We start from the raw sequence: 14,232 nt of genomic DNA on the forward strand, positions 1-14,232 counted from the left end.
AACTACTGGCCGCCCTTCTGTACGTACGAACGTACAAAGTCCTCTGCATTCTCCTCGAGCACCTCGTCGATCTCGTCGAGGAGCTCGTCGAGCTCGGCCTTGATCTTGTCGCCCTGGGTGGTATCGGCGGGCGCGGTCTCGTCGACCTCCTCGGCCTGCCGGCTCGACGTCGACTTCTTCTTCTGCTCTCGCTCTGCCATGACGTTCGACTGCCTCCTAGGAGCCCAACCGCTCCAGCAGCTCGGCTGGGCTGGAACATCCCTCCAACAACGTATCGACCATTCCTGCGGTTCCCCTGAGCGGCTCCATCATCGGGACCCGCCGCAGCGGGTCGCTGCCCAGGTCGAAGACCAGTGAATCCCAGTTCGCCGCCGCGATGGAGGATCCCCACCGCTGGAGGCACTTGCCCCGGAAGTACGCCCTGGTGTCGCGCGGCGGCTCGGTGATCGCCTCCTCGATGTCGGCGTCGGGGACGAGCCGCTCCATGCCCACCCGGTTGAACAACGACCGCCCCGGCTCCAGCGAGTGGTACTGGAGGTCCATGGCCGCCAGCTTGTGGTCCGACCACGACAGGCCGTGACGCTCGCGGTACCCGCTCACCAGCCGGTACTTGGCCACCCAGTCGAGCTGGTCGGCCAGCTCCATGGGGTCGCTCTCGAGTCCCGTCAGCACCGCCTCCCAGCGGCGGAGGACCTCGGCTCCCACCTCGGCGCCGAGCACGTCGAGGCCCCGGTCCTCGGCGTACTTGCGGGCGAGGTCGAAGTACTCCCACTGGATCTCGAGGGCGGTCATCCGGCGGCCGTCGGCCAGCTCGACCAGGTCGGCCAGGCCCAGGTCGTAGGAGATGCGCCGCAGCGACCGCACCGGTGTGGCCAGGGTGAAGTCGCGGTCGCCGAACCAGTCGTCCTCGATCATGGCGAGCACGATCGACGTCGTCCCCAGCTTGAGCAGGTTGGCGACCTCGGACAGGTTGGCGTCGCCCACGATCACGTGCAGGCGCCGGTACTTGGAGGCGTCGGCGTGGGGCTCGTCGCGTGTGTTGACGATCGGCCGCTTGAGGGTGGTCTCCAGGCCGACCTCCTCCTCGAAGAAGTCCGCCCGCTGGGTGAGCTGGAAGGGCACGTCGACGCCGCCCGTGGACGCCGCCTCGCTGCCCACCTTGCCCGCCCCGCAGTACAGCTGGCGGGTGACGAAGTGGGGCATGACGTGCTGCACGATCCGGCCGAACGGCGCCTGGCGGTCCACCAGGTAGTTCTCGTGCGTCCCGTAGGAGTTGCCCTTGCGGTCGGAGTTGTTCTTGTAGACGGAGATCGACTGGCCGGGCGGCAGGAGGCGGGCGGCCGCGTCCATCGACCGGATCAGGATCCGCTCCCCCGCCTTGTCGTAGCGGACCGCCTCCAGGGCGGTGGCGCACTCGGGCGTCGAGAACTCGGGGTGGGCATGGTCGACGTAGTACCGGGCGCCGTTGGTGAGGACGGCGTTGACCAGGTGCGTCTCCACCTCGGGGGCGGTCGTGCCGTCACGGGCGAAGCCGCGGGCGTCGTTTCCGGGCGACTCGTCCTCGAAGTCCCACCCGACCTTGCGTGACAGCTCGCTGACGTAGGCGTTGATCAGCACCGACGAGGCCGCGATGGGGTTCGACTCGCCCAGCCCCCGGTGCACGATCCCGTACTCCGTCTCGATGCCACACACCTTGGCGATGGCCACGAATCGACCCTACAACCCCCCGGCCGGCAACCCGCGCCGACAACCGCCCCCACGAGCGGCGCAGAAAGCGCGAGGCAGTCCTCGACCATCGAGCTCGCCGAGCAACCTCCGGTTGCGACGGCGATCAGAGGTACTGGCCGGTCCCCACCCGTTCGATGGCGCGGCCGCCGGTCGGTTCCTCCCCCTTGCCCTCGGACATGAGCACCCGGAGGAAGACGATGCGCTCGCCCTTCTTGCCGGAGATCTTCGCCCAGTCGTCGGGGTTGGTGGAGTTGGGGAGGTCCTCGTGCTCCTTGAACTCCTGGCGGATCGACGCCGACAGGTCGGCCTGGCGGATGCCCCGCCCCTCGCCGGCGATCTGGCGCTTGATGGCGAGCTTCTTGGCCCGCCGGACGATGTTCTCGATCATGGCCCCGGACGAGAAGTCCTTGAAGAACATGACCTCCTTGTCGCCGTTCTGGTAGGTGACCTCGATGAACCGGTTCTCGTCGACCTGCCGGTACATCTCGTCCACGGTGCGCTCGATCATGACGCGCACGGCCTTCTCGGGATCGCCCCCGCCCAGGGAGTCGACCTCCTTGGCGTCGAGCGGGAGGTCGGACGTCAGGTAGCGGGAGAAGATCTGCGAGGCCGCCTTCTCGTCCGGGCGCTCGATCTTGATCTTCACGTCCAGGCGGCCGGGGCGCAGGATGGCGGGGTCGATCAGGTCCTCGCGGTTGGACGCCCCGATGACGATGACGTTCTTGAGCGTCTCGACGCCGTCGATCTCGGCCAGCAGCTGGGGGACGATCGTCGACTCCATGTCGGACGAGATCCCGGTGCCGCGGGTGCGGAAGAGGGAGTCCATCTCGTCGAAGAAGACGATGACGGGCATGCCCTCCTCGGACTTCTCCCGGGCCCGCTGGAACACCAGGCGGATCTGGCGCTCGGTCTCGCCCACGTACTTGTTGAGCAGCTCGGGGCCCTTGATGTTGAGGAAGTAGCTCTTGGCGTTCTTGTCGCCGGTGACCTCGCTGACCTTCTTGGCCAGCGAGTTGGCCACCGCCTTGGCGATGAGGGTCTTGCCGCACCCGGGCGGCCCGTACAGCAGGATCCCCTTGGGCGCCGGGAGCTTGTGCTCCACGAACAGATCGCGATGGACGAACGGCAGCTCGACGGCGTCGGTGATGGCCTCGATCTGCTCGTCCAGGCCGCCCACGTCCTCGTAGGAGATGTCGGGCACCTCCTCGAGGATGAGCTCCTCCACCTCGGGCCGCGGCAGGCGCTCCAGCAGCATGGCCGTGCGGGTGTCCATGAGGACGGTGTCCCCCGCCCGCAGCGTGGTGCCGGCCAGCGCCTCCGACAGCTCGACGACGCGCTCCTCGTCGGCCCGGCCGATGACGAGGGCACGGCGGCCGTCGTCCATCAGCTCCTTCAGGGTGACGACCTCGCCGGCGATCTCCTGGCTGCGGGCGAGGACCACGTTCAGCGACTCGTTGAGCACGACCTCCTGGCCCTTGCGCAGATCGGTGCCCTCGATCTCGGGGTGGAGGGCGACGCGCATCTTCCGGCCGCCCGAGAAGACGTCCACCGTGCCGTCGTCGTTGGTGCCCAGGTAGGTGCCGTAGGCCGACGGCGGCTGGGTCAGCTTGTCGACCTCCTCGCGCAGGGCGGCGATGTGCTCACGCGCCTCGCGCAGGGTGTAGGTGAGCTTCTCGTTCTGGGAGACGGCCTGGGCCAGCTGGCCCTTCGTCTCCAGGAGCTTCTCCTCCAACGTCCGGACGCGCTTGGGGGCGTCCTGGAGACGGCGACGGAGGGTGACGACCTCCTCCTCCAGGATCCGGACCTGCTCGGCCAGCTCGGCCGGATCGTCCCCGCCGCTGCGGAACGTGCCCTGCTCTTCCGAGTCCGTGGGAACCACCTCCTCTCCTGGCGACCATACACGTCCCCGGAAATTCCACCGAGGGATGCACCGCTTTTTCACCGCCGATCCCGGGGAAACTCGGTATGCTCTGCTACGAGCCGCACGGCGTTGGCCCAGGGAGGGCTGGATCATGGGAATGAAGGTGTGGATCGACCAGGACCTGTGCACGGGCGACGGCCTGTGCGAGGAGATCGCGCCGGCGGTGTTCACCCTCCTCGACGACGGCCTTGCCTACGTCAAGGAGGGGAGCAAGGTCTTCAACCCGGGCGGGGCGGAGAACATGGCGGCGGTGCCGGCGGGGATGGAGGACGACGTCGTGGAGTCGGCCGAGGAGTGCCCCGGGGAGTGCATCTTCATCGAGACCGAGTGACCCGCCTCACCCCGAGGTGAGGCAGGGCCCGGCGGACACCGTGCCGCCCCGCACGGCCCCGAGGACGCTGCGGAGCTCGTCGGACGTCACCGCGTAGGCGGTACCGCTCTTGTCGGGGGCGATGGCGAAGGCGACGCCGATGACGTCGCCCGTGCTGTTGACCAGCGCCGCGCCGGAGTCCCCCGGCTGGAGGGCCGCCGCCAGGATGAACACGTCGCGCCGCGTGGACCGGGTGTCGTAGAGGTCGCGCCCGACCGCCTGCACCCGCTGGCGGACCGCAGCGGGGGCGATGCGTAGCTGGTCCTGGCCGTTGGGATGGCCGAACACGGCACCGGTGTCGCCGACGGCGCCCTCCCCCACCCCGAGGGCGGCCTGGTCCAGCCCCGGCACGCGGAGCACGGCCAGGTCGCGGCCGGGGTCGAAGGCGACCACGGTGGCGTCGAAGCGGCGGCCGTCGGGGCGGCGGACCTCGGTGCGCCCCGGCTGCTGCCCCGCCACCACGTGGGCGTTGGTGACGACCACGTCGGGCGCCACCGAGAAGCCGCTCCCCTCCTGGGTCCGGGAGCAGGCGACGCCCGACACCTTCACGGTCGACCGCGCCACCCGCTGGAGAACCGGTGCCGGGATGCCGGTCGACTCGGGAGGCGGGCCCGTGTCGGGGGCCGGCCGGAGTGACTCGAAGACCTTGGGGAAGTTGGTGTCGCCCACCACCCGCCGGAGCGCCTGGAGGGTGTCGGGTGGGCGGGGCAGGGTGCCGTCGATGAAGCGGGCGACCGCCGAGTTGCGGGCCTGGCGGGAGACGGACCCGGGAACGTCGGCGATGGCCGGGAGCAGGATCCACACCGACACCAGGACGCCCAGCACGCCGACGGCGGCCCCGACGGCGCTGTCCAGCACCCGGATGGGGCCGAGGGGCACGAACCGGCGGAGCGACGAGCCGGCCAGGAGGCCGAGGCCCTGGCCGACGAACGCCCCTCCGAGCAGGACCACGCCGGCCACCAGCAGCCTGCTGGTGGGGTCGGGCCCCTCGAACGTCCGCACCGCCGTGGGCAGGAACCGGGCGGCGAGGATGAGCCCCGCCGCCAGCCCGACCCACGACACGACGCGGGCGAGGAACCCGAGCCGGAACCCGCCCGCCGCCGCCGCCACCATCGCGACCACGATGATCAGGTCGAACAGGTTCACGGTGGCGGCGAGGCTAGTGCTTCGACCTCATTCGTTCGCTTCGCTCACTCCATTCGGTCGAGTTGGATCGTGCTCCGGCGGGCGAGCGGAGCTCGCCCGCCTCCGCCCTGTCCTTTCCGGTGTCCGCAGCCGTCGAGGCCGCCTCCGGCGGCGAGTGCGGCCACGGACCCTTCCGCTGCGAAACGCGGCAGACGTTCCTGGTCGCTGGCACGTTCAGGCGTCGGCGACGCCGACCAGGCGGGCCGACGTGAGGAACCCCGTGTGGCCCACCATGCGATGGTCCGGGCGCACGGACTGGCCCTCGACGTGCCACGTGCGGAGGAGGACCTCCGAGGTCTCGGCGAAGGCGAACTGGCTGGCGGCCAGCGCGTCGCGGAGCTGCGAGACCTGGATGGCGCTGGGCGTGTACGCCACCAGGATGCCGCCGGGCCGGAGGGCCGACTCGGCGTGCTTCACCACCCGCCACGGCTCGGGCAGGTCGAGGACCACCCGGTCGAAGCCGCTCTCGGCGATGCCCTCGTAGACGTCCCGCTCGTGCACGTCGAACCGGTCGAGCGCCGCGGCACCGAGGAACGACCCCACGTTTGCCCGGGCGCGACCGGCGAAGTCGGCGCGCACCTCGTAGCCGGTGACGACGGCGCCCGCCCGCAGCAGGGTCATGGACAGGGCGCCGGAGCCGACGCCCGACTCGAGCACCCGGGCACCCGGGAAGACGTCGGCCAGCATCAGGATCCGGCCCAGGTCCTTCGGGTAGATCACCTGGGCGCCCCGGGGCATCTTCAGCACGAAGTCCGACAGGGTCGGGCGCACCGCCTGGTACCACGCTCCGCTGGTGGAGCGCACCACGGTGCCCTCCTCCCTGCCGATCAGATCCTCGTGGGCGACCCAGCCGGCGTGGGTGTGGAACTGGCCGCCCTCGGCCAGCGTCACCAGGTAGCGGCGGTCCTTGCGGTCGAGGAGCAGGACCCGCTCGCCGGCGGCGAAGGGCCCGGTCACGAGGGCCGGACGGTGGGCGACGGCACGGGCGTGGCCGTGGCCCGGGACCGGAGCTTGCAGAACGCGCACACCTCGCCGGTGGTCGCCGAGCCGCACGACGAGCAGCGCCGCAGGTCGGCCTTCTCGGCCTCGGCCCCGGGCGTGAAGAGGTGGGACGCCTTGTCGAGGAACTCCACGTAGAACGCCGCCTTGGTCCCGGGCGAGCGCTCCTCCAGGACGTTCAGCGCCTCCTTGTACCCCAGGTGGCGGTTTCCCTCCGCCATGGGGCACTCCTCGACGATGTAGTCGATGCCCCGGAGGACGCAGTACGCCGCCGTCTCCCGCTCGCCCAGCCGGACCAGCGGCTTCACCTTGCGGACGAACCCGTTGCCGGCCGGGAGCACCGGGAGCTGGCGCCCCAGGTACTCGGTGTTCCACCGCAGCACGTTGCCGAACAGGACGGCCGCCTCGTCGTCGAGGTTGTGGCCGGTGGCCACCACGTCGTAGCCGCCGTCCACCGCCGCCGAGTTGAACAGGTGGCGCTTGGAGAGCCCGCACGCCGAGCACGGCACGCGGCGGGCCGCCCGTGAGCCGTTCGGGATGTCGAACCCGAGGTCGGCGGGCAGGTCGATCTCCACCAGCCTGGCGCCCCGCCGCCCGGCGAAGGCCCGGGCGTGGTCACCGGATGACGAGCTGTAGTCGCCGATGCCGAGGCCGAGGTAGAGGCCGTCGGCCTCGTAGCCGAGGTCGAGCAGGACGTCCCAGAGGGCGAGCGAGTCCTTGCCCCCCGACACGGCCACCAGGACCCGCTCGCCGGGGGCGATCATGCGGTGCTCGTCGATCGCCCGGCGCACCTGCTCGCGGCAGTGGTGCACGAAGCAGTCGCGGCAGAACCCGGCGTTGTGGCGGCGGACCTCGATGACGGCCGGCTCCCTGCAGCGGCGGCACCTCACCGGGCGCCCCCGGAGATGACGGGGCGGATCTCGACCACGTCGTCGTCGGCCAGGACGGCATCGCCGGTGACCAGGGTGTCCGAGCGGATCACCAGCACCGCCTCCCGGTTGATCTCGAGTCGCTGGAGCAGCGTGGAGACGGCGAGCGGCCCCGGCACGTCGACCTCGCGCCGGGGGTTGCGGAGCAGCACCTTCACCGGCGGCGCTGCACCACCCTCGTCTGCCGGTCGGAGCTGATGAGGAGGGTCTCGCCCGGCGACAGCCGCTCGCAGTACACCACCTCGGGCTCGTCGCGGGTGAGCTTCCTGAGCACCTTCATGGCCATGCCAAGGGTACCGACCACGGTCCAGAACCGGCTGCCGCCGAGGAAGCCGTTCGTCACCGCCTTGGTCATCAGGAGCCGGCGCGTCGGCTTGGCCACTCAGACCCGCCGGACCTCGACGACGGTGGTCTTCTTCTTCCCCTTGCGCTTGCCCAGCAGGTAGGCCATGCCGACGACCACGACGGCGGCGGCGATCCCCGCCACCATGACGAAGGGGCGGGCGGACTCGGTGGTGGTGCCGACCTCGCCGCGGATCTCCCGCAGCTTGGCCTCGATGGTGGCCCGGGTGACCGGCCCGTCGGTGTTGACGGCCATCAGTGCACCGTGCCCTTGCGTGCGGCCCGGCGCTTGTGGGCGGTGATGGCCCGGACGGCCATGACCGCCACCACGACGCACGCCAGCAGGGTGATGAGGTAGGGGGCGAACGACCAGGTGTCCTCGAAGGTGTCGCCCGTCTCCGTCTGGAGCGCCCGCAGCAGGGCGAGGACCAGCATCACCAGGCCGATGCTCAAGACGGCGGAGCCGGCCACGCCGGTGGCGAGGAACCGGCCCAGGCCCTTGATGGGGACGATGGTCTCCTGCTTGACGTAGGTGACGACCAGCTGCCACAGCTCCGAGGCCAGGGTGGGCAGGCCCTTGGCCCCGGGGCGCTTCGTCTCGCTCGTCGCGGTCATCGGCGGAGTTCCTATCCCCCGGACAACCGGTACGCAAGCAACGCCGCTGCGTCGCTGGCCAGCGCGGTGAGCACGTTGAGGCGGGCGGCGGCGTCGTCGATCTCCAGCAGGCGCTGGTGGTCGACGGGGCCGAGAGGCGCCACCGCCGCCAGCTGCCAGGCGGCGACGGCGGGGTCGGGGCTGAGCCGGACGTCCGCCGGGGCGGCCGCCTCGTCCAGCTCCCCCGCCAGCGCCAGGGCCCGCCGCACGGCACCCTCGGCCACGGGCAGGTGGTCCGGGGCGAGGGCACCGAGCGCCCCCTCCGGGCGGTCCTCGACCAACGCCACCGGGTACGGGTCGTCGGGCAGCCACGACCGCACCGTGATGCGGCGGGTGCCCACCCCGAGCAGCGCCCACCGCCCGTCCGGGAGCTCGGCCGCCTCCTTGATGTGAGCGACCGTCCCCACCCCGAAGCGGGTGTCGCCCCCTCCGACCTCGTGGCCGCGCTCGATCAGGACGACGCCGAACTCCAGCCCCTGGCGCATGCAGTCCTTCACCAGGGCCCGGTACCGCGGCTCGAAGACGTGGAGGGGCAGGACGGCGTGCGGGAACAGCACGCTGCCGAGCGGGAACATCGGAAGAGGGACGGCGACCGGCCCCGCTCCGGTCACGGGGCGAGCGCGTCGGCGGCGGGCGCGTCGGGGTAGCCGGCGAGGACGGCCCCGACCTGCTCCTGGAGGGCGCGCCCGAAGGCGTCGCGAGGGAGCTCGTTCGCCATCAGCGAGAACGACAGCGGGGGTCCGCCGTCCGGCGCGTCGACGTAGCCGGTGAGGCCGACCACGCCGTCCAGCGACCCCGTCTTGGCGCGGAGCCGGCCGGCCGCCGGGTTGCCGACGAACCGCTTGGCCAGCGTCCCGTCCCTGGCGGCCACCGGCAGCCCGGCGGCGATGGCGCCCGCCGGGCCACCCCGCTCGATGGCGGCCATGAGCAGTGTGCAGCTGGCCCGGTCCGAGCGGTCGAGCCCCGAGCCGTCCACGGCGGCGAGCTGGGACACGGGCAGCCCGGCCGCCTCCAGCGCCTGGCGGACCACGCCGAGGCCCGCCACCGTCGTGCCCTCCCCGGCGAAGCGCCGGCCCAGCTCCTTCACCAGCAGCTCGGCCGTGAGGTTGTCGCTCTCCCGGAGCATCTGTCCGACGACCTCGCGCATCGGCGGCGACGCCTGGCGGGCGACGATGACCGCGCCTTGCGGTGCCTGGCCCTCGGCCGCCCCGCCGGCCACGGTGACTCCCCGGGCCTGGAGGAGGGCGGCCAGGGTGGCGGCAGCGTGGAGGTCCGGTTCGGCGGCGGCCACCCGGGGCCGGGCGAAGCGCTCGAACCCGTCGTTGACCACCAGGGCACTGGCGGGGCCCGATTCGTTGTCGGTGATGTAGCCGGGCTTCCAGGTCGGGATGTAGCGCTGGGTGTCGTAGCGGGTCTCGTCCCCGACAACGGGCCCGTTGACGACCTTGACGCCGGCCGCCACGACGGCGTCGGCCAGCGCCTCCAGGGGCGTCCGGACCTGCGGCTGGTTCTCGAACGTGGCCGCGTAGTCGGCGGTGGCGAGGAGCGGGTCGCCGCCGCCCACGACCCACAGCGGGCCGTTCACGACGCCGTCGGGCCCGACGGCGGCGCCCGCCCTCACCTCGGTGACCAGCTGCTCGTCGGGGCCCAGCCGGTCGAGGGCGGCGAAGGCCGTCAGCAGCTTGAGGCCCGACGCCGGGATGAGGCTCACGTCGGTCCGCCGGGACACCACCGGCCGCTCCCCGTGGTGCACGGCCAGGCACGAGCGGTCCCGCGCCCCGGCCAGCCTCGGGTCGGCCAGCGCGGCGTCCAGGCCGGCCCGCAGGCGCGAGTCGGCGATGGCGCGGTGCAGGAAGGCGGGGGCCCGCCGGGCCGACAGCACGGGGACGGCCACGGCCACCTCGGGCCGGTCGGCCGACGGCACCGGCAGGACCACCGCTGCCGCCGCCGAGCCGGCGCAGACGAGCGCGAGCGACAGGGGCAGGAGGCGGCGGCGCACGGGCGGGGCTGCGACCTACTCGGGGTCGACCAGGAAGGCGATCTTGCAGTTCGCCTTGTAGTTGGTGACGGCGTCGCCCTCCACCGTGGCGCTGTGGGAGATCACCTCGACTCCCCTGATGTTGCGGATCGTGCGGGCGGCGGCGCGCACCGCGGTGCGGACGGCGTCGTCGAACGACTCCGCCGAGCTGCCCACCAGCTCGATCACCTTCACCACGCCACCGGTCACGTCGTCGGCCATCTCGGTTACCTCCTCGATCGGGAACCCCTCACTCTCCCATCTCGTGTCGGGGCCGTGGGCCCGGGGTAGGGACCGGCCATGTCCGGCACCTCGCAGTACGCCTCCGACGGGACCACGCTCGTCGAGGTCATCCGGGGGTTCGAGTCCGACGGGTACACGGCGCAGATGGCGGCGGTGGAGGGTTGCACCATCCGCTGCTTCGCCTGCCACACCGACAGCCCGGCCGAGGACGTGGCCCTCGACGGCGTCCGCCGCACCGAGGGCGCCTCCGACCCCGCCGACATGGTCGCCGTCGTCGCCCTCCGCTGCCCGGCGTGCGGCGCCAGGGGCACCGTCGCCCTCAAGTACGGCCCCCTGGCCACCCCCGAGGAGGCCGAGGTGCTCGCCCTCGTCGACACCCGCGGCTCCGGCCCCCAGGCACGTCCGCCCGCCTAGATCTTCGACCTCATTCGTTCGCTTCGCTCACTCCATTCGGTCGAGTTGGATCGTGCTCCGGCGGGCGAGCGGAGCTCGCGCCGCCTCCGCCCTGTCGTTTCCCGGTGTCCGCAGCCCCAGAGGCCGCCTCCGGCGGCGAGGGCGGCCGCGGACCCTGCGGTAGCGAACGCGGCAAACGTTTCCGGTCAGGGCCCTAGCCGCGGGGAGGGCCCTACGGCTGGAGGGCGGCCCGGAAGAAGGTGCGCACGTGCTCGAGCCGCTCCTGCATCGCCTCCGCCTCCAGCGGGTCGCGGTCGAGCAGCGACTCGAGGAACGGCAGGTCGCCGAAGTAGCTGAGCAGGGCGCCGTAGCCGGTGAGCAGCAGCTGCTCGGGGTCGTGGCGGCGGAAGTGGCCGGCGTCCATCTGCTTCTCGAAGAACCCGCACGCCCGCAGGAACAGGGGCTTGAGGGCGGCGCCGAGGTCGAGCCCGAGGTGCTCGCCCCCGTCGAGCGCCTCCCGGCGCACCATGCGGACGAAGTCGGGGTTCTCGGCGAAGAACCGGAAGCCGGCGGTGAGGACGTGGTCGACCTGCGCCCATCCGTCGGTCGGGGCGACGATCGCCTCGTTCACCCGGGTGAACCAGTCCGTGAGGGCGACCTCGAAGACCTCGCGGTAGAGCGACTCCTTCGACTGGAAGTGGTGCAGGAGGCTCGGGCGGCGGATGCCGACGGCCGCCGCGATGTCGTTGAGGGAGGTCCCGTCGTAGCCGTGCAACGCGAAGAGCCTCCGACCCTCGGCCAGGATGGCGTGTCGCGTCGTTGAACCCTCGGGGATGGCCACGTTCACGCCGAATCTTGCCCTACCGGCGCCCGGCACCCGAGGATCCCGACGATTTGCCGGCCATGGCGGTGGGCGCCTCCGCCCCCGGATCTGCCTACCTACCGGTCGGTAGGGTAGCGTCGGAGCCGTGCGAACCCTTCTCGTCGGGCTGGCTACCGGTTTCGCCCTGTGCCAGCTCGGGACCCTGGTCACCACCGTCCACCTGCACCGGGCGCTGTCCCACCGCTCGCTGACCCTCGCCCCCGGGGCGCGCTGGGCGTTCCGGGCCCTCACCTGGGTGCTCACCGGCATCCGGCCGCGGCAGTGGGTGGCCGTGCACCGCCGCCACCACGCCTTCACCGACGTGGAGGGCGATCCCCACTCGCCCCTCCTGGAGGGCTTCGCCATGGTGCAGTTCGCCAACGTCGCCCTCTACCGGCGGGCGGCCCGGGACCCCGAGGTGGCCCGCTACGCCCGCGACCTGCCCCCCGACCGCTGGGACCGCTGGCTGTTCGACCATGCCGTGGTGGGCCTCGGCCTCGGGGTCGCCCTGCTCGTGGTCGTGCTCGGCCCCGCCGTGGCGGCGGTCGCCGCCGCGTTCCACACGGCCAGCTACCTGCTCGTGAACGCGGCCGTGAACGCCGTGGGCCACCGGTTCGGCCGCCAACCCCACGACAACACGGCCCGCAACAACCAGTGGCTGGCGTGGCTCACCGCCGGCGAGGGCCTCCACAACAACCACCACGCCGCCCCGACGTCGGCCCGCCTGTCCCTCGCCCGCGGCGAGGTGGACCCCGGGTGGTGGGTCGTGGGCGCCCTCGAACGGCGCGGGTGGGCGACGATCCGTCACCACACGCCCCGCATCAGGACGGCGCCGGCGCGCGAGGCGGCCTGACGCCCCACGGCGGCCAGTAGGTTGGCGCCGTGGACATCGTCTCAGCCCTCTTCTGCGAGAACCTCAACCTGCGCCAGGCGTCGCCGGGCGGGCCCACCAGGATCGACCTGACCGGCGTGATGTTCTCGCTCCAGGCGCCGAGCCCGCCGCCCGTCACCGTGGCCCCCCACCTGATCGTCCTGGTGCGGTGCCGGGCGGACGAGCCCGGCAACGGCATCCTCGAGGTCGAGTTCCGCGACGAGTCCGGCGAGGAGGTGGCGCGCAACGTCTCGCCGTTCACCGTCGAGCCGGGCAAGTTCACCTACCGGTTGGTCCGGGGGGAGCTGACCTACCCCGAGCTGGGCACGATCGAGGCCCACTGCCGGGTCGGCCAGGGGCCGTGGACGGTCGTCCCCCTCACCCTCCTCCCTCCCGCCTGATGCTTCGACCTCATTCGTTCGCTTCGCTCACTCCATTCGGCCGAGTCGGATGGAGCTCCGGCGGGCGAGCGGAGCTCGCTCCGCCTCCGCCCTGCCCTTTCCTGGTGTCCGCAGCCGCAGAGGCCGCCTGCGGCGGCACGTCCGGCCACGGACCAGGGCACTAGCCGTGCCCTTCGCCGCCGCCCTCTCGCAGCACCCGGTGCCCGCCACCGCGGTCGGCGAGGTCGTGGGCCAGGTGCTCGAGCAGCTGGGGCCGGCGCCCGACCTGGCCGTGGTGTTCGTCACCCCGCCTCACGCCGGCGCCCTGGAGGACGCCGCCGCCGCCATTGCCGACGTGCTGCGACCGGGGACGGTGATCGGGTGCGCCGCCGTGTCGGTGGTCGGGACGGCCCGGGAGGTGGAGCGCTCGGCCGGGGTGAGCCTGTGGGCGGGCCGCTTCGGGCCGGTGGAGCCCGTGCGCCTGACCGCCGGCCGGGAGGGCAACGAGCTCACGGTCGCCGGGTGGCCCGAGTCCCTGCCCTTCGAGCCGTCCGCCCTGCTCCTCCTGGCCGACCCCTTCTCGTTCCCCGTCCAGGCCCTCTACGAGGACCTGGCGTCCCGCCACCCGGGCCTGCGCGTGCTCGGGGGAAACGCCTCGGCGGCCGCCGGCCCGGGGGGCAACCGCCTCGTGCTCGACCGGTCCGTCCACACCTCGGGGGCCGTCGGCGCCGTCCTCGGTCCGGGCGTGGAGGTCGACTCGGTGGTCTCCCAGGGCTGCCGGCCCATCGGCCGGCCCTACATCGTCACCCGGGCGGAGCGGAACTACGTGCTGGAGCTGGCTGGGAGCCCGGCGCTCGAGCGCCTGGTCCAGATGACCAGCGACGGGATGACCGAGGAGGAGATCGACCTCATCGACCGCGGCCTCCACCTCGGCCAGGTCATCGACGAGCGCAAGCTCGACTTCGAGCGGGGCGACTTCCTCGTCCGCAACGTCCTCGGCGCCGACCAGGCCAACGGCGCCATCGCCGTCGACGACCTGGTGCCGGTGGGCGCCACCGTCCAGTTCCACGTCCGGGACGCCGCCACCGCCGACGAGGACCTGCGCCAGCTCCTGGCCGGGCGGGAGGCCGACGCCGCCCTGGTGTTCACCTGCAACGGCCGGGGGATGCACCTGTTCGGCACCCCCGACCACGACGCCAAGGTGCTGGACGAGCGGGTGGGCGTGCCCGCCGCCGGCTTCTTCGCGGCCGGCGAGTTCGGCCCGGTCGGCGGGCGCAACTTCGTCCACGGGTTCACCGCCTCGATCGCCCTGTTCCGCGACGCCTAGGCGCCCCTGCT

Annotated in this window: 19 protein-coding genes; 5 read left to right on the forward strand and 14 right to left on the reverse strand. The window is 72.4% G+C overall.

Annotated features, from left to right (window positions below):
• Positions 1-2 precede the first annotated feature (2 nt).
• The 3 genes from VM242_07615 to arc form a co-directional block, all read right to left on the reverse strand.
• Complete coding sequence (locus tag VM242_07615; GenBank protein HVM05021.1) at positions 3-200, reverse strand: ubiquitin-like protein Pup; 198 nt, start codon at positions 198-200, stop codon at positions 3-5.
• A gap of 16 nt (positions 201-216) precedes the next feature.
• On the reverse strand, positions 217-1,707 hold the full coding sequence (gene dop, locus VM242_07620) for a depupylase/deamidase Dop (GenBank protein ID HVM05022.1): 1,491 nt from the start codon (positions 1,705-1,707) through the stop codon (positions 217-219).
• A gap of 124 nt (positions 1,708-1,831) precedes the next feature.
• Positions 1,832-3,607 (reverse strand): proteasome ATPase, encoded by a 1,776-nt coding sequence (gene arc / locus VM242_07625; protein HVM05023.1) that lies wholly within the window; start codon positions 3,605-3,607, stop codon positions 1,832-1,834.
• A 133-nt stretch (positions 3,608-3,740) separates the two neighbouring features.
• On the opposite strand from arc, the gene VM242_07630 reads away from it, so the two are divergent.
• Positions 3,741-3,980, forward strand: coding sequence for a ferredoxin (locus VM242_07630; GenBank protein ID HVM05024.1), 240 nt, complete (start codon positions 3,741-3,743; stop codon positions 3,978-3,980).
• A 6-nt stretch (positions 3,981-3,986) separates the two neighbouring features.
• Here VM242_07630 and VM242_07635 read toward each other — a convergent pair whose 3' ends face one another.
• The 10 genes from VM242_07635 to VM242_07680 all read right to left on the reverse strand — a co-directional run bounded on the left by VM242_07635 (position 3,987) and on the right by VM242_07680 (position 10,367).
• Complete coding sequence (locus tag VM242_07635) at positions 3,987-5,165, reverse strand: MarP family serine protease (protein HVM05025.1); 1,179 nt, start codon at positions 5,163-5,165, stop codon at positions 3,987-3,989.
• A 213-nt stretch (positions 5,166-5,378) separates the two neighbouring features.
• Positions 5,379-6,161 carry a tRNA (adenine-N1)-methyltransferase gene (locus tag VM242_07640; protein ID HVM05026.1) on the reverse strand — a complete coding sequence of 261 codons (783 nt, stop codon included), beginning with the start codon at positions 6,159-6,161 and terminating at the stop codon, positions 5,379-5,381.
• Positions 6,158-7,093, reverse strand: coding sequence for a tRNA(Ile)-lysidine synthetase (locus VM242_07645; GenBank protein ID HVM05027.1), 936 nt, complete (start codon positions 7,091-7,093; stop codon positions 6,158-6,160). The genes VM242_07640 and VM242_07645 overlap by 4 nt, the downstream gene beginning before the upstream one ends.
• A complete protein-coding gene (locus tag VM242_07650; protein ID HVM05028.1) occupies positions 7,090-7,290 on the reverse strand; it encodes a MoaD/ThiS family protein in 201 nt (66 codons plus the stop codon). The genes VM242_07645 and VM242_07650 overlap by 4 nt, the downstream gene beginning before the upstream one ends.
• On the reverse strand, positions 7,287-7,514 hold the full coding sequence (locus VM242_07655; protein HVM05029.1) for a hypothetical protein: 228 nt from the start codon (positions 7,512-7,514) through the stop codon (positions 7,287-7,289). The genes VM242_07650 and VM242_07655 overlap by 4 nt, the downstream gene beginning before the upstream one ends.
• Positions 7,515-7,730, reverse strand: a complete 216-nt coding sequence (locus VM242_07660) for a hypothetical protein (GenBank protein ID HVM05030.1) — start codon at positions 7,728-7,730, stop codon at positions 7,515-7,517.
• Positions 7,730-8,089, reverse strand: coding sequence for a hypothetical protein (locus VM242_07665; protein HVM05031.1), 360 nt, complete (start codon positions 8,087-8,089; stop codon positions 7,730-7,732). Before VM242_07665 ends, VM242_07660 begins: the two co-directional genes overlap by 1 nt.
• 11 nt (positions 8,090-8,100) lie before the next feature.
• On the reverse strand, positions 8,101-8,739 hold the full coding sequence (locus VM242_07670; protein ID HVM05032.1) for an LON peptidase substrate-binding domain-containing protein: 639 nt from the start codon (positions 8,737-8,739) through the stop codon (positions 8,101-8,103).
• Positions 8,736-10,127, reverse strand: coding sequence for a D-alanyl-D-alanine carboxypeptidase/D-alanyl-D-alanine-endopeptidase (gene dacB / locus VM242_07675; GenBank protein HVM05033.1), 1,392 nt, complete (start codon positions 10,125-10,127; stop codon positions 8,736-8,738). Before dacB ends, VM242_07670 begins: the two co-directional genes overlap by 4 nt.
• Before the next feature lie 15 nt (positions 10,128-10,142).
• Positions 10,143-10,367 (reverse strand): dodecin family protein, encoded by a 225-nt coding sequence (locus VM242_07680; protein HVM05034.1) that lies wholly within the window; start codon positions 10,365-10,367, stop codon positions 10,143-10,145.
• A gap of 78 nt (positions 10,368-10,445) precedes the next feature.
• On the opposite strand from VM242_07680, the gene VM242_07685 reads away from it, so the two are divergent.
• Positions 10,446-10,802 carry a hypothetical protein gene (locus VM242_07685; GenBank protein ID HVM05035.1) on the forward strand — a complete coding sequence of 119 codons (357 nt, stop codon included), beginning with the start codon at positions 10,446-10,448 and terminating at the stop codon, positions 10,800-10,802.
• A gap of 211 nt (positions 10,803-11,013) precedes the next feature.
• Here VM242_07685 and VM242_07690 read toward each other — a convergent pair whose 3' ends face one another.
• Positions 11,014-11,628 carry a TetR/AcrR family transcriptional regulator gene (locus VM242_07690; GenBank protein ID HVM05036.1) on the reverse strand — a complete coding sequence of 205 codons (615 nt, stop codon included), beginning with the start codon at positions 11,626-11,628 and terminating at the stop codon, positions 11,014-11,016.
• A 121-nt stretch (positions 11,629-11,749) separates the two neighbouring features.
• Here VM242_07690 and VM242_07695 point away from each other — a divergent pair, with 121 nt between their 5' ends.
• The 3 genes from VM242_07695 to VM242_07705 all read left to right on the forward strand — a co-directional run bounded on the left by VM242_07695 (position 11,750) and on the right by VM242_07705 (position 14,221).
• Complete coding sequence (locus VM242_07695; protein ID HVM05037.1) at positions 11,750-12,496, forward strand: fatty acid desaturase; 747 nt, start codon at positions 11,750-11,752, stop codon at positions 12,494-12,496.
• Between the two features lie 29 nt (positions 12,497-12,525).
• Entirely contained in the window at positions 12,526-12,915 is a 390-nt protein-coding gene (locus VM242_07700) for a hypothetical protein (GenBank protein HVM05038.1), read from the forward strand.
• 166 nt (positions 12,916-13,081) lie between these two features.
• Entirely contained in the window at positions 13,082-14,221 is a 1,140-nt protein-coding gene (locus VM242_07705; GenBank protein ID HVM05039.1) for an FIST N-terminal domain-containing protein, read from the forward strand.
• The last annotated feature ends 11 nt before the right edge of the window (positions 14,222-14,232 follow it).

The sequence above is a fragment of the Acidimicrobiales bacterium genome, assembly GCA_035540975.1.
Taxonomy (GTDB): Bacteria; Actinomycetota; Acidimicrobiia; order Acidimicrobiales.

Bases quoted from the DNA above. Each gene is read 5' to 3' on its own strand.
- VM242_07615 (HVM05021.1), bottom strand. From the start codon at position 200: ATGGCAGAGCGAGAGCAGAAGAAGAAGTCGACGTCGAGCCGGCAGGCC.
- VM242_07630 (HVM05024.1), top strand. From the start codon at position 3,741: ATGGGAATGAAGGTGTGGATCGACCAGGACCTGTGCACGGGCGACGGC.
- VM242_07660 (HVM05030.1), bottom strand. From the start codon at position 7,730: ATGGCCGTCAACACCGACGGGCCGGTCACCCGGGCCACCATCGAGGCC.
- VM242_07665 (HVM05031.1), bottom strand. From the start codon at position 8,089: ATGACCGCGACGAGCGAGACGAAGCGCCCCGGGGCCAAGGGCCTGCCC.
- VM242_07680 (HVM05034.1), bottom strand. From the start codon at position 10,367: ATGGCCGACGACGTGACCGGTGGCGTGGTGAAGGTGATCGAGCTGGTG.
- VM242_07685 (HVM05035.1), top strand. From the start codon at position 10,446: ATGTCCGGCACCTCGCAGTACGCCTCCGACGGGACCACGCTCGTCGAG.